A 13,995-nucleotide genomic window follows, 5' to 3' on the forward strand; every position below is an offset into this window, starting at 1 on the left:
ATGACCGCGATATCAAGCGAATTCTCTTCCGCGCCGGTGCTGCCGAAATGGGTCGTGCCCGTCCTGCTGCTCGCCTTCGCCTATGGGGTCGTGCCACTGATCGGCTCAAGCTATCTGTTCGAGGCCATCCTGGTGCCGTTCCTCGCGCTCAGCCTCGCCGGCGTGGGCTTGAACATCCTGACCGGCTATGCCGGCCAGGTTTCGCTGGGCAGCGCGGCCTTCATGGCGGCGGGCGCCTTCGCCGCCTACAATTTCAACCTGCGGGACGAGGGCCTGCCGCTGATCGGCAGCATTTTCCTAGCCGGCATCGTCGCGGCCACGATCGGCATCGTCTTCGGCTTGCCGAGCCTGCGGCTGAAGGGTTTTTATCTCGCGGTCTCGACGCTTGCCGCGCAGTTCTTCGTCCAATGGGCGCTGACCAAATTCAGCTGGTTCTCCAACGACTCGGCGTCCGGCGTCATCGACGCGCCGAGGCTGTCGATAGCCGGCTTCGCTCTCGATGGCGCCATCGGCCGCTACCTGTTCGCGCTGACCATCGTCAGCGTCCTCACCTTCCTTGCTTACCGGCTGGTCTCGTCGCAGACCGGGCGCAACTTCATCGCCATCCGCGACAATGAGACCGCCGCCCGCATCATCGGCATCCCGGTCCTGAAGACCAAGCTTCTCGCCTTCGCCATCTCGTCCTTCATCATCGGTGTCGCCGGCGTCATATGGGCCTTCGCCTACCTCAGGACCGTCGAGCCGGACGGCTTCGATCTCGATCGCTCGTTCCAGATCCTGTTCATCATCATCATCGGCGGTCTGGCTTCGATCCGCGGTGCCTTTTTCGGCGCCGCCCTCATCGTGGTCTTTCCGCTCGCTCTGTCTCGCCTCGGCGGCTTTCTGCTCGGCGATCTCTTCGACTCGGGCGTGCTCGACATGAGCCAGCGCATCGTGCTGGGCGCGCTCATCATCCTGTTTCTGATCCTCGAACCCGACGGGCTGGTGGCGCTGTGGGACAGGATCCGAAAACGGCTCCTATTCGCCTGGCAGTCGACTTGAGCCAATGCATCCGAAAATGAACCAGAGGCCGAACCCAAGACGGCCCATACCGGGAGTACCCTGACCATGACCTTCCTGAGCACCATCAAGGCGGCGGCGCTGTCCGCGGCGATGATCGTGTCGGTGGCCTTGCCCGCCGCCCACGCCGACGAACAATATTTCCCGCTGCAAAGCTACCGCGTCGGGCCTTATGCGGCCGGCGGCACCGGCTTCTTCGGCGGCTTCATCGACTATCTCAACCTCATCAACATCCGCGACGGCGGCGTCAACGGCGTCAAGCTGACCTGGGACGAATGCGAGACCCAGTATGAGGTCGAGCGCGGTGTCGAATGCTACGAGCGGCAGAAGAGCCATGCTGGTGCCGCCGCCTGGAATCCGCTCTCGGTCGGCATCGCCTATGCCATGATCGATCGCATCACCGCCGACAAGGTGCCGCTGATCACCGTCAATCACGGCCGCACCGATTCCACCGACGGACGCGTCTTCCCTTACGTCTTCCCGCTGCTGCTCAATCCCTACAGCGAGACGTCCGGCATCGTGAACTACATCGCGTCCAAGGAAGGCGGCATCGACAAGCTGAAGGGCAAGAAGATCGTCGTGCTCTATCACGGCTCGCCCTACGGCAAGGAGACCATCCCGATCTATGAGCTGCTGGCGCAGAAATACGGCTTCACCGTGCAGCAGATCGAGGTGCCGCATCCTGGCAACGAGCAGCAGTCGCAGTGGCTGACGATCCGCCGCGCCAAGCCGGACTTTGTTGTCCTGCGCGGCTGGGGCGTGATGAACCCGGTGGCGCTGAAGACGGCTGTGAAAGTCGGCTTCCCCGTCGATCATATCGTCGGCAATGTCTGGTCGAATTCCGAAGAGGACGTGATCCCGGCCGGCGATGCCGCCAAGGGCTACACCGCCATCACCACCCAGGCTTCCGGCAACTCCTACCCGGTGGTGCAGGAGATCGTGAAGACGGTCTACGGCGCCGGCAAGGGCAATCTGGAAGACAAGTCGCGCATCGGCTCGGTCTACCACAATCTCGGCATCGTCAACGGCATCCTCAATGTCGAGGCGATCCGCGTCGCGCAGGAAAAGTTCGGCCATCGTACGCTGACCGGCGACGAGGTCCGCTGGGGCTTCGAACACCTCAAGCTTGATCCGGCCAAGGTCGAGGCGCTCGGCGCCAAGGACCTGTTCCACTCGATCAATGTCAGCTGGGACAATCACGAGGGCGAAGGCTATGTGACCTTCCAGCAGTGGGACGGCAAGAAGTGGAACGTCGTCTCCGACTGGATCGCGCCGGACTGGGCGCTGCTGCGGCCGATCATCGAGAAGTCGGCCGAGGCCTATGCCGCCGAGAAGGGCATCAAGCTGCGCACCGCCGACGATGCTGACGCAGTGACCACCAACTGATCAATCAACGCCGGGCGCTACGGATCGGTTTCCGCGGCGCCCGGCCTTTTCGGTTCATCGACCACGGAAGAAGAGCCCATGCCGAACGATGACGTCATTCTCGCCGTGGACGCAGTTCATGCCACCTACAACCACGCCATCACGGCGCTGCATGGCGTCAGCTTCGAGATCAGGCGCGGCGAGATCCTGGCGTTGCTCGGTGCCAATGGCGCCGGCAAGACCACCACGCTGAAGGCCGTCTCCAACCTGCTGCCGGCTGAGCGCGGCCAGGTCAACGCGGGCACCATCCGCTACGAAGGCGGCGATGTCTCACGCCGCAAGCCGGGCGATCTGGTGCGCGCCGGGCTGGTGCAGGTGCTGGAAGGCCGCCACTGCTTCAAGAGCCTGACCGTCGAGGAAAATCTGGTCGCCGGCGGCATCGGCCGCAGCGGCCGCCGTGCCGAGATCAACGGGGATCTCGAGCGGATCTACGGCTATTTCCCTCGCCTCAGGGAGAAGCGCCGGACCTTGTCCGGTCTCACCTCCGGCGGCGAGCAGCAGATGACGGCCGTCGGCCGGGCGCTGATGTCGCGGCCGCGCCTGCTGGTCCTCGACGAGCCGTCAATGGGGCTCGCACCGCTCATCGTCCAGGACATCTTCCAGACGCTGAGAAAACTGAACCGCGAGACCGGCCTGTCGATCCTGGTCGCCGAGCAGAACTCGGCGGTCGCGCTTGGCTATGCCGACCACGCCACCGTGCTCGAAAACGGCGTCTCCGTTCTCTCTGGCGCGGCTGCCGATCTTCGCCAGCGCGAGGACGTGCGGGCCTTCTATCTCGGTCAATCGACCTCCGGGCAACAGCCATCACCGACTGCCAAGTCAGCTCATCTCCATGCCGTTGCATGAAACGAAATCCGAAGGAGCAGTGAAATGACCGTCTCGACCGTCAAGACCGACCACGCCTCCGCCGCCGTGCCGCCAGTCGCGCGGCCAACCGTGCCGGCGCATATCATCAAGGACGACGCCGAAGCAATTGCCATTGCGCACACGCTCGCCGCCGAATTCGTCAAGGACTCCTCCCGGCGCGACCGCGAGCGGATCTGGCCGGTTGCCGAACTCGATGCGTTTTCGCAAAGCGGCCTGTGGTCGATCAACGTGCCGAAGGCATTTGGTGGCCCCGAACTATCCTACGCCACGCTCGCCAGGGTGATCGAAATCATTTCGGCGGCGGATTCCTCGATCGGCCAGATTGCGCAGAACCATCTTGGCGTCGTCGCCGCCATCCGCACTGTGTCGGATGCGGTTCAGCAGAAGCTGCTGTTCGCCGAAGTGTTGAAAGGCACGCGGTTCGGCAATGCCTTTTCCGAGTTCGGCTCCAAGCGTGCCGCCGATTTCGAGACCCGCTTCACCGATGCCGGCGATCATGTGGTCGTCAACGGCCGGAAATTCTATTCATCCGGCGCGCTGCTCGCCCATCTGGTGCCGATCGTGGCGCTCGATGACGAGGGCCGCGCCTGGTATGCCATCGCCGACCGTGGCGCGCCCGGCCTGACCGTCATCGACGACTGGTCGAGCTTCGGCCAGCGCACGACGCTGTCCGGCACCGTCATCATCGACAACGTCAAGGTGCCGAAGACGCATCTGGTGCCCGGCTACAAGGGCTATGACAAGCCGACCGCCGACGGCGCCATCTTCCAGATCATCCAGGTGGCGGTCGACACCGGCATCGCCCAGGCGGCGATCGACGAGACGGTCAGTTTCGTCCGGACCAGGAGCCGCGCCTGGATCGACAGCGGCGTCGACAATGCCTGGGACGATCCCTACACAATCCAGGCCGTCGGCGACCTGACGCTGCGGCTGCACGCGGCGCAGGCGCTGCTGGAAAAGGCCGGCCACGCCATCGACCGGGCGGTGGCCGAGCCGACCGCGGAGACGGTGGCGCATGCGCAGATCGTCACCGCCGAAGCGAAGATCCTGTCGACCGAAATCGCCATCGCCGCCACCAACAAGCTGTTTGAACTGGCGGGAACCCGCTCGACGCTGGCCGAGCACAATCTCGACCGGCACTGGCGCAATGCCCGCACGCACACGCTGCACGATCCGGTGCGCTGGAAATATTCCATCCTGGGCAAGTATTTCCTCAACGGCGAAAACCCGCCGCTGCACGCCTGGAGCTGATTTCCCACCGGCGGGCGGGCGGCTCGCCACATCAAAACTTCGACCACCCAAGAGGCCCACTGCCATGTCAAACCCAACAGTCGTCGGCTTTTCCGGCAACATCACCCGGCCGTCAAAGACGCGCGCCTTCGTCGATCTGGTCACCAGGGACATCGCCGCCAGCCACGGCCTGTCAGCGAGCACCTATGACGTCGAGGATCTCGGTCCATCGCTGGGAACGGCAAGATGGGCCCGCGATCTCGACGGACAGGCGCGCGCAATCCTGGAGGAAGTCCTTGCCGCCGATGTGCTGGTCGTCGGGTCGCCGACCTACAAGGGCAGCTACACCGGCCTGTTCAAGCACTTCTTCGACCTGATCGATCCGGCTGCGTTGCGGGGAAAGCCTATCCTGTTGACCGCGACCGGCGGCGGTGAGCGCCACGCCCTGATCGTCGAGCATCAGCTGCGGCCGCTGTTCGGCTTCTTTGAGGCCTTCACATTGCCCACCGCCGTCTATGCCACAGACAAGGATTTTACGGACGGCGTGCTTCGCTCAGATGCGATCCTGAAGCGTGCGGCGCAGGCGGTGGACGAGGTCGGCTTCGTGCTGGCCAACCGCTCGGCAGGCAGGATCGCCGCCGAGTAGCATTCGGCCGGCCCATTGTGCCGATAAATCCGCGAGGGCAGTGCCCTTGCTTACGCGCAATTTACGACCGCCCGCCTACATCTGTTCCTGTCTGATTCGTCTGGGACAGGAACATCATGAGCAAAGCCCTCGCCTCCTTCGCACTCGTCACCGTGCTGACCGCCTTGCTCATGGCGTTGAGCCTGGCCGTGGCCAGGCACGGCTATCCCTATGGCGCGATCGGCGTCAGGCGTCTCGACGGCATCGCCGATGCCGGAACGTTCATTCCGCTTGCATCAGTCTATTTCTTCAGTGCGCTGCTGATGATGATCCTGCCGATCAGGGCGGCCAGCATCGTCCTGACCCATGCCGCCGACGCGCTCTTCTGGACGGTGATCGTGCTGTTTGCCGCCATTTTCGGCTGTCTTGCCGCCAGATGGGCCTTCGGCCAGGGCAGCGCTGTATGGGCGCTGCTCAACTGGCGGTTCCTGTTTGCCGCGGCGATCGTCGGTTGCCACTTCGTCCTGAACGAGCTGCGCCGCAACGTGCTGCTGCGCAGCCTGTTCTTCGTGGTTTTCGCCGCCGCGACGCTGGCCTGCCTGTTCTGGTCGTTCACTCTCTGAATCAGAAGATAGCCGGCTAATTATCTGAGTCGACGGCTATATTGCTGGCCGCTGTCTCCATCCATGTCCAGAGATAGGCCGCAAGACCGCGATCGACATGAATGCGCAGTCTGCCCTGATGGCGATAGACGACGGCGCTGATACCGGCGAAGGAAAGTGAAGGACTGGCGCTCGCTTGCTTGGGATCGAGCGTCGTTCCGCGCGCGATGAAAGCGTCGAGCGCCGAGCCCTCGACCTCGAACACCTGCAGCCCGGCGCTGATCCCCGTCACCGCGAAGCCTTCTGCGTGCCAGCCGGTCGCGATCCCGAGAGGTGTATTCGACACGACAAGCAGCCGGTCGCGCGCCAGCCGCGCCGCATAGCGCTCGCCCTGCGCGGTGCCAAAGGCGCCAACACCGTTCCCGTCCATCCCGGATGCCCGTGCCCAGGCGTCGAGGTCACCGCTGACCAGCAGTTGGTCGAGGCCGGAGATCGCGCGCACCACAAGTCCGGGCGCCGTGATGACCGCCGACTGCCAGTCCGGCGCGACGGACCATTTCTCCGCGAGATCACGCATGCAGCCTGTCTCCTGCCGGGTCGAAGGCGCAAGGCGCGGCGATCGTCGCCGTCCTGACCTTGCCGAGATGCTGGATTTCGATCGTCTCCCCGTGGCGCGCCGCGCCGCGTTCGATCAGGCCAAGTGCCACGGCGCAGCCAAGCGTTGGGCTCTGGTAGCTCGAGGTGACAAAGCCCTGGCTGCGCAATCTGCCGTCGATCCGCCGGATGCCGTGGGCACCGGTTGGCAGCGGCGCTTCGCCTCGCGGCACCGTCAGTCCGACAAGCTGCATGCGGTTGTCGCGTGAAGCCTCCTCGGTGAACAGCGAGCGGCGGCCGACGAATTCGCTCTGGCGTTTGGCGCGCGGACCGTCGACCCCGAGGTCATGCGGCAGCGTGGTGCCGTCAGTGTCCTTGCCGATGACGATAAAACCCTTCTCCGCCCGCAGGATCATCAGCGCCTCGAGGCCGATGACGACGGCGTCGAACACCTGGCCGGCCTGGCGCAGATGCGCCCAGAGCGGCGCGGCGCGATCCGCCCGGATCGACGTCTCGTAGCTCCTGTCGCCGGTGAAGCTGACGCGGGCAATGCGGACCTCGTCACCGGCATAGGAGCCATGACCGACCGCCATGTGCGGCAGATCGGCATCGTCGAGCGAGAGACCTAAGCCAAGCGTTTCGAGCAGCTTCCGGGCGTTTGGCCCCGAAACGGTCAGCGTCGCCATTTCGGCTGTGGCGTTGTGGATATAGACCGCACCGCGTCCGAAACGGTCCTGACGCCATTCCTCCAGCCGCGCATGCACGGCAGTGACATGCGAGGACGAGCACGACACGACGAATCGATGTTCGTCCAGTCGGACCAGAACGCCGTCATCGAAGACCACGCCGTTTTCCGACAGCATGAAGCCATAGCGGCAACGACCGGGCTTCAGCGTCGACATGGTGTTGTAGTAGATGAAATCGACGAATTCGGCCGCCTTCGGTCCGATCACCTCGATCTTGCCGAGCGTCGAGCCGTCGAACAGCGCGACCGACTGACGCGCGCGCCGCGCCTCGTCCTCGATCGAACGCTCGGTGTCGCCGCCGCCATAGTGCGCCGGGCGCAGCCAGCCGCCATACTCCTGGAAGACGGCGCCGCTGGCGCGATGCACGGCCTCCAGCGGCAGCCGGCGCACCGGCGCCATCAACTCGCCGCCGCGCGCGCCGGCAAAGCTTGCCAGCGGCACCGGCGTGAACGGCGGGCGATAGGTGGTGGTGCCGACTTCCGGCACGGTGCGGCCGGTGATCCCGGCCATCAGCGCGAGACCCGGCAGGTTGGAGGTCTTGCCCTGGTCGGTCGCCATGCCGAGCGTCGTGTAGCGCTTTAGATGTTCGACCGAGACGAAGTTTTCGCGTGCCGCCAGTTCGACGTCCTTCACCGTCACGTCGTTCTGGTAGTCGATCCAGATGCGTCCCTTCGAGCCCGGCATCGGCCATGCCGCGAGAATGCCGCCCGTCGCCTCCGCTCCGGTGCTGCGCGGCACTGCTGTCGTCGTTTGGCCAAGCGATGCAATCGCCTTGCCGGCGCCTGCAAACACCTCCGACAAGGAAACCGCACCGGCTGCTGCGCCTGCCACGGCGATGCCATCGACTGGATCGCCCGGCAGGAAGGCGGCGCACGCCTCGCTCCAGGCGAGCTTGCCCTTGGCCTGGCCGAAGAGATGAATGGTCGGCGTCCAGCCACCCGAGACCAGCACGCAATCGGCATCGACCCTTGTGCCATCATCGAGCGTTACCGCTTCGACGCGCAGCTTGCCGCTGGCGGAAGCGAGGGCGCGCCCTTTGATCAGCCAGACATTTTCCGGCTTGGAAGGCGTGCCATCGCGCCGCAGGTCGACAAGGGTGACTTCGGCGCCGGCCTTGACGATCGCCTCCGCCACCTCATAGGCACTGTCATTGTTCGTGGTGATGACGATGCGGCGGCCGACCAGCACCGCATGCCGTTTGAGATAGGCAAGCGCCGCATCCGCCGACATGATGCCAGGCAGGTCATTGTTGGCGAACGGCAGCGGCCGCTCGATGGCGCCGGTCGCCAGCACGATCTGGCGTGGCCTGACCCGCCACAGCGTGTCCGGCCGGCCGTCTGGATGGCGCTGGTTCAACCCGACCAGAATGTGGTCGTAAATGCCGAAGGCGGTGGTCGAAGTCAGGATCAGGTGACCGGCCGCAGCAAGCTCCGCAACCGTCTCATCGACCCAGATGTCGGCCGGCTTGCCGTCGATCTCGCCAGCGCGGTGGCCGAGCGATCCGCCTGGCCTCTGGTCGTCGACCAGCATGACGGAGAGGCCTGCGCCTGACGCCAGCCTTGCCGCCGCCAGGCCGGCCGGTCCGGCGCCCACCACCAGCAGGTCGCAATGGTGATTGATCTGGTCGGCCGTACCGGGCGATATCCAGTCCGCATCGACCTTGCCCAGCCCCGCCATGGCGCGGATGCGCGGTTCGAACATGTGCCAGTCAGGCCACATGAAGGTCTTGTAGTAGAACGCCGCCGGAATGAAGCGTGAAAAGCGGTCGAGGAAAGAGTTGCGGTCGCTCAATGCACTGGGCGTGGCGTTGACGCTCTTCGCCACCAGCCTGGCGCGCGCCGCCTCGGTCGTGGCGCGCGTGTTGGGCGCCGCCAAGGCACTGCCGCCGATGTCGACCAGCGCGTTCGGCTCCTCGACGCCGGCGCCCCAGATGCCGCGCGGCCGGTGATATTTGAAGCTGCGGCCGACAACCGCGACATCGCCCGCCAGCAGCGCCGAGGCGATGGTGTCGCCGGCAAAGCCATGCACGGTGGAGCCATCGAAGCTGAAGCGGATCGGCCGCGAGCGGTCGATGGCGCTGCCGCCGGTGGCAAGGCGCGAGGCGGTCACGCCGCGTGCTCCCCACCGAGGGCGGTTGAGGACAGCACGTTGTGGGTGACGGTGTCACGTTCCATGACGAAGAACTCGCCGCAGTTCATATGCACCCAGATTTCGCGCGCCGTGCCTTTCGGATTGGTGTGCAGATAGAGATAGTCCGCCCAGCGATCGATCGGCACGTCGCGACCGTCCGGTCGCGTGTTGCCGGCGTCGCCGCCATAATGGAACTCGGTCTCGTCGCGCGGGCCGCAAAACGGGCAGGGGAAGAGCTGCATCGGAACCTCGTCCTAGTCTTTGTCTTTGTGCATGTCGTTGTCCCAAAACCGCTGCGCACTTTTGGGCGACATGCATCAGTGCGCGATGCCGGAGCCGGCCGCTTCGTCGATCAGCCGCCCGCTGGCGAAGCGATCCAGGTCGAAAGGACGGCTGATGTCATTGTGCTTGCCGGTGGCCAGCAATTGCGCCAGCAGCGTGCCGCCGGCGGGAATGGCCTTGAAGCCGCCCGTGCCCCAGCCGCAATTGAGGAACAGGCCGGGCAACGGCGATTCGCCGATGATCGGCGAGGAGTCCGGCACGACATCGACGATGCCGGCCCATTGCCGCATCAGCTTGAGCTGGCCGAAGATCGGGAACATCTCCAGCAGGCCGGCAATCACCGTCTCCAGCGTCGGCAGATTGCCGCGCTGCGCATAGGAGGGGATACGGTCGAGCCCGCCGCCGATGACGATCTCGCCCTTGTCCGACTGGCTGACATAGACGCCGGCGCCAGGCGACAGCACCACCGTATCGAGGATCGGCTTGACCGGCTCGGAAACGCAGGCCTGCAGCGCGTAGGAATTGATCGGCAGCCGGAAGCCGGCCTTGGCCGCCAGCACCGAGGAATGCCCGGCCACCGCCATGCCGATGCGCTCGGCACGGATCGCGCCACGCGAGGTCTGGACGCCGCGGCAGCGGCCACTCTCGATGATGAAGTCGGTGATCTCGCAGTTCTGGATGATGTCGACGCCGAGCCGGCTCGCGGCCCGCGCGTAACCCCAGGCAACCGCGTCGTGACGCGCCGTGCCGGCCCGGCCTTGCCAGATGCCGCCGAACACCGGGAAGCGGGCGTCGGCTGAGAAATTGTAGATCGGCGCCACCCGGCGCACATCCTCGGGGGAAAACAGCTCGGCATCGATGCCGTTGATCTGCATGGCGTTGACGGTGCGCGCCCCGATCTCCATTTCGGCGGTGCTGTGGCACAGATTGACCATGCCGCGCTGTGACAACATGACGTTGTAGTTCAGGTCCTTGGACAGCGCCTCATAGAGCCGGTGCGCCAGCCCATAGAGCTCGACGCTTTCCGGATAGTAGTAGTTGGAGCGCACCACGGTGGTGTTGCGGCCGGTGTTGCCGCCGCCGATCCAGCCCTTTTCCAGCACTGCCACCCGGCTGATGTTGTGGTTCTTGGCCAGGTAATAGGCCGTCGCCAGCCCATGGCCGCCGCCGCCGATGACGATCGCGTCATAGGACGGCTTCGGCTCGGGCGAGCGCCAGGCCGGCTGCCAGCCGGTCTGGCCGGCCAGCCCCTCCTTGAAGAGCGACAAAGCGGAATAAATTCTGGTCATGGTGTGCCGGGCAAGGCTGATTTCTCAGGGTAAAGCGTAGTAGTATTGTACATATATGTCTAGTACACCTGTCGATCCTGCACGCAGCGGATGGTGCTAGCGTTTGCGCGAAATCGTCTCCTCGACATAGCGCGAGAACTCCTCGACATCCTCTGCCTGAGGCTCCTGGCCGGTGAAGCTGCGCAGATAGGCGGCGACGTGAGGCAGGCGGCTGCTCATCGGCTCGTTCAGCTCGAGCGAGTAATAGCCGATCTGCATGAAATAGAGCACACGGGCCCGCACGAACGCATCTTCCTCGTCATAGCCATGACGCATGAACATGTCGCGAATGGCACTGACGCGCTCCTCGTCGGCCGCGTCGAGCGCGCGCCGGATGGCAGGCGAGCGACGCGCCCAAGCCCTGATCGCGAAATCCAGTTGCGGATCGAACAGCCTCTCGTCGACCCAGCATTCGAAAATGCTCATCACCCCGCGGATCACGGTCGCGGAGGGCCGCCTGGCGCGTTCGACGATGAACCTGGTATTGGTCTGCCGCCAGTAGTCCAGCAACTGGTCGAGCAGGTCCTGGCGGCTCTTGAAATACCAGTAGAAGCTGGAGCGTGACACGTCGAGCTTTTGGCCAAGCGTCAGCACGCGGACGCGTTCGACGCCATCCGAGATCAACGTTTCAAGCGCAAGCTTCAGCCAGTCTTCGCGGGTGGCCTTGATGTTGCCGGTGGCGCCGGCGCGCTGGGTCGTCGTGTCGGTGGCTTCCATCGATACGACGCATGACACGCTGCATCAGCCAAATCAAGGCTATGGACACATATGTACAGAGCAATTCGATCAGGCCCGGCCGATGCCTCACGGAAGTTAGCCGAATTGGGGGATCTGTATGGCGCTGCCGCCACCGCGTCATCGGCGTGACGCCAGGCCAGGGGATTTTTGTCGCGGCGCTTGGCCCACTTGCGTGCTTTCCCGCAAGGCAATTGTCTGGCAAATACCAATTCAGACAGATGCCGCCGTGCGGCCCACCAGCAGGAAGACAAGATCATGACCCCGTTTCGACAGAACTTCATCGACGGCGAATGGGTTGGCGACGCCGGCTCCCGCAACATCAATCCCTCGGATACCGGCGATGTCGTCGGCGACTATGCCTCGGCGGGAGCCGCCCAGGCGGGGCAGGCGATCGCCGCGGCCAAGGCGGCGTTTCCGGCATGGTCCCGTTCCGGTCCGCTGGCGCGCCACGCGGTGCTGAAGAAAGCCTCGGACGAGATCCTGGCGCGCAAGGACGAGATCGGCCGCAACCTGGCGCGTGAGGAAGGCAAGACGCTGGCCGAAGGCATCGGCGAGACCATTCGCGCCGCCCAGATCTTCGATTTCTTTGCTGGCGAAACATTGCGCCTGTCCGGCGAGGTCGTGCCAAGCGTGCGGCCTGGCGTCGGCGTCGAGATCACGCGCGAGGCGGTCGGCGTGGTCGGCATCATCACGCCGTGGAATTTCCCGATCGCCATTCCGGCCTGGAAGATCGCTCCGGCGCTGGCCCATGGCAACACCATCGTCTTCAAGCCGGCGGAGCTGGTTCCCGAGAGCGCCTGGTCCATCGTCGATATCCTGCATCGCGCCGGGCTGCCGAAGGGCGTGCTCAATCTCGTCATGGGCAAGGGCTCGGTCGTTGGCCAGGCCATGCTCGACAGTCCCGACGTCAACGCCATCACCTTCACAGGCTCGGTCGGCACCGGCAAGCGTGTCGCCGCCGCAAGCATCGAGCATATGCGCAAGTTCCAGCTCGAAATGGGTGGCAAGAACCCGCTGGTCGTGCTGGACGATGCCGACCTAGCGGTCGCCGTCGATTGCGCGCTCAATGGCGCCTTCTTTTCGACCGGCCAGCGCTGCACGGCCTCGTCGCGGCTCATCGTGACCGACGGCATCCATGACCGTTTCGTCGATGCCCTCAAGGATCGCATGAGCAAACTGGTCGTCGGCGACGCGCTCGACGCACAAACCCAGATCGGTCCGGTCGTCGACGCGACCCAGTTGAAGCAGGACGAAGACTACATCGCCATCGGCCGCGCGGAAGGCGCCGAGCTTGCCTTCGGCGGCGAGCGGCTCGACCGCAAGACGCCGGGCTTCTACCTGCAGCCGGCGCTGCTGACGCAGGCCACCAACACTATGCGCAGTTCGCGCGAAGAGATCTTCGGACCTGTCGCCAGCGTCATCCGCGTCAAGGACTACGACGAGGCGCTGACTGTCGCCAACGACACGCCCTTCGGGCTGACCTCGGGCATCTGCACGTCGAGCCTCAAGCACGCCACGCATTTCAAGCGCAATTCGGAGGCCGGCATGGTGATGGTCAATCTGCCGACGGCGGGTGTCGACTTCCATGTTCCCTTCGGCGGCCGCAAGGGGTCCAGCTACGGACCGCGCGAACAGGGTCGCTATGCCGCCGAATTCTACACCACGGTGAAGACCGCTTATACGTTCGCAGGCTGATCGGCGCAGGGTGATCGGACGCCGGCCGATCGGGCCGGCGAGCCGCCACGCACATCGAGAACACCGGACCGGGGCAAGGCGATGACATTGCAAGACCTGACCTGGCTCAATCCGCCGCCGCACCATGTCATCGACGGCGATACGGTTCGCGTGCGCACCGGCAAGGAAACCGATTTCTGGCGCGAGACCTTCTACGATTTCTGGCGCGACAACGGGCACTTCCTGTACCGCAAGGTCGAGGGCGATTTCACCGCCGAAGTCTCGGTCGAGGGGCGCTACGAGGTGCTTTACGACCAGGCCGGATTGATGGTCCGGCTGAGCGAAACGCACTGGATCAAGGCCGGCATCGAATACACCGACGGCGTGATGTATTTTTCCGTCGTCGTCACCAACGACGCCTCGGACTGGTCGCTGGCCACCATTCGGGCCAGTGGGCACGGCGTGCGGATCCGGTTGACCCGTCATGCCGAGACGATCCGCATCCAGTATCTCGATGCTTCCGATGGCCACTGGAAGCCAGTGCGGCTCGCCTATTTCCCGATCTCGAAGGCGGTCGATGTCGGCATGATGTGCTGTTCGCCGCAACGCGAAGGTTTCGAGGTCACATTCTCCGGTTTCACTGTCGGTCCGCCGATATCACGGGAACTGCACGATTGAAGCCTGCGCTTCTGCTC

13 protein-coding genes are annotated in these 13,995 nt (G+C 64.6%); 8 read left to right on the top strand and 5 right to left on the bottom strand.

Annotated features, from left to right (window positions below):
- From ACFSOZ_RS21710 to ACFSOZ_RS21735, 6 genes are all read left to right on the top strand, one after another.
- A complete protein-coding gene (locus ACFSOZ_RS21710) occupies nucleotides 1–1,041 on the top strand; it encodes a branched-chain amino acid ABC transporter permease (RefSeq protein ID WP_379101365.1) in 1,041 nt (346 codons plus the stop codon).
- A 66-nt stretch (nucleotides 1,042–1,107) separates the two neighbouring features.
- The gene (locus ACFSOZ_RS21715) at nucleotides 1,108–2,445 is read left to right on the top strand and encodes an ABC transporter substrate-binding protein (protein ID WP_111544900.1); all 1,338 of its coding nucleotides are present in this window, start codon (nucleotides 1,108–1,110) and stop codon (nucleotides 2,443–2,445) included.
- Between the two features lie 78 nt (nucleotides 2,446–2,523).
- Nucleotides 2,524–3,330 (top strand): ABC transporter ATP-binding protein, encoded by an 807-nt coding sequence (locus ACFSOZ_RS21720; protein ID WP_379101367.1) that lies wholly within the window; start codon nucleotides 2,524–2,526, stop codon nucleotides 3,328–3,330.
- Nucleotides 3,331–3,354: 24 nt separating this feature from the next.
- Complete coding sequence (locus ACFSOZ_RS21725; RefSeq protein ID WP_379101369.1) at nucleotides 3,355–4,602, top strand: SfnB family sulfur acquisition oxidoreductase; 1,248 nt, start codon at nucleotides 3,355–3,357, stop codon at nucleotides 4,600–4,602.
- A 64-nt stretch (nucleotides 4,603–4,666) separates the two neighbouring features.
- On the top strand, nucleotides 4,667–5,227 hold the full coding sequence (gene msuE, locus ACFSOZ_RS21730) for an FMN reductase (RefSeq protein ID WP_379101371.1): 561 nt from the start codon (nucleotides 4,667–4,669) through the stop codon (nucleotides 5,225–5,227).
- 116 nt (nucleotides 5,228–5,343) lie between these two features.
- A complete protein-coding gene (locus ACFSOZ_RS21735; protein WP_379101373.1) occupies nucleotides 5,344–5,829 on the top strand; it encodes a hypothetical protein in 486 nt (161 codons plus the stop codon).
- A gap of 16 nt (nucleotides 5,830–5,845) precedes the next feature.
- Here the strand turns inward: ACFSOZ_RS21735 and ACFSOZ_RS21740 are convergent, their stop codons facing one another.
- From ACFSOZ_RS21740 to ACFSOZ_RS21760, 5 genes are all read right to left on the bottom strand, one after another.
- Nucleotides 5,846–6,385, bottom strand: coding sequence for a hypothetical protein (locus ACFSOZ_RS21740; protein WP_379101374.1), 540 nt, complete (start codon nucleotides 6,383–6,385; stop codon nucleotides 5,846–5,848).
- Nucleotides 6,378–9,257: a sarcosine oxidase subunit alpha family protein gene (locus ACFSOZ_RS21745; RefSeq protein ID WP_379101376.1), complete on the bottom strand. Its 2,880-nt coding sequence runs from the start codon at nucleotides 9,255–9,257 to the stop codon at nucleotides 6,378–6,380. Before ACFSOZ_RS21745 ends, ACFSOZ_RS21740 begins: the two co-directional genes overlap by 8 nt.
- Nucleotides 9,254–9,520: a sarcosine oxidase subunit delta gene (locus ACFSOZ_RS21750; protein WP_379101378.1), complete on the bottom strand. Its 267-nt coding sequence runs from the start codon at nucleotides 9,518–9,520 to the stop codon at nucleotides 9,254–9,256. Before ACFSOZ_RS21750 ends, ACFSOZ_RS21745 begins: the two co-directional genes overlap by 4 nt.
- Before the next feature lie 75 nt (nucleotides 9,521–9,595).
- Nucleotides 9,596–10,849, bottom strand: coding sequence for a sarcosine oxidase subunit beta (locus ACFSOZ_RS21755; protein WP_379101380.1), 1,254 nt, complete (start codon nucleotides 10,847–10,849; stop codon nucleotides 9,596–9,598).
- A 96-nt stretch (nucleotides 10,850–10,945) separates the two neighbouring features.
- Nucleotides 10,946–11,605 (bottom strand): TetR/AcrR family transcriptional regulator, encoded by a 660-nt coding sequence (locus ACFSOZ_RS21760; RefSeq protein ID WP_379101382.1) that lies wholly within the window; start codon nucleotides 11,603–11,605, stop codon nucleotides 10,946–10,948.
- Nucleotides 11,606–11,881: 276 nt separating this feature from the next.
- On the opposite strand from ACFSOZ_RS21760, the gene ACFSOZ_RS21765 reads away from it, so the two are divergent.
- Nucleotides 11,882–13,321, top strand: coding sequence for an aldehyde dehydrogenase family protein (locus ACFSOZ_RS21765; protein ID WP_379101384.1), 1,440 nt, complete (start codon nucleotides 11,882–11,884; stop codon nucleotides 13,319–13,321).
- An 81-nt stretch (nucleotides 13,322–13,402) separates the two neighbouring features.
- Nucleotides 13,403–13,978: a DUF1349 domain-containing protein gene (locus ACFSOZ_RS21770; RefSeq protein ID WP_379101386.1), complete on the top strand. Its 576-nt coding sequence runs from the start codon at nucleotides 13,403–13,405 to the stop codon at nucleotides 13,976–13,978.
- The last annotated feature ends 17 nt before the right edge of the window (nucleotides 13,979–13,995 follow it).

Source organism: Mesorhizobium newzealandense, assembly GCF_042682145.1.
Classification (GTDB): domain Bacteria; phylum Pseudomonadota; class Alphaproteobacteria; order Rhizobiales; family Rhizobiaceae; genus Mesorhizobium; species Mesorhizobium newzealandense.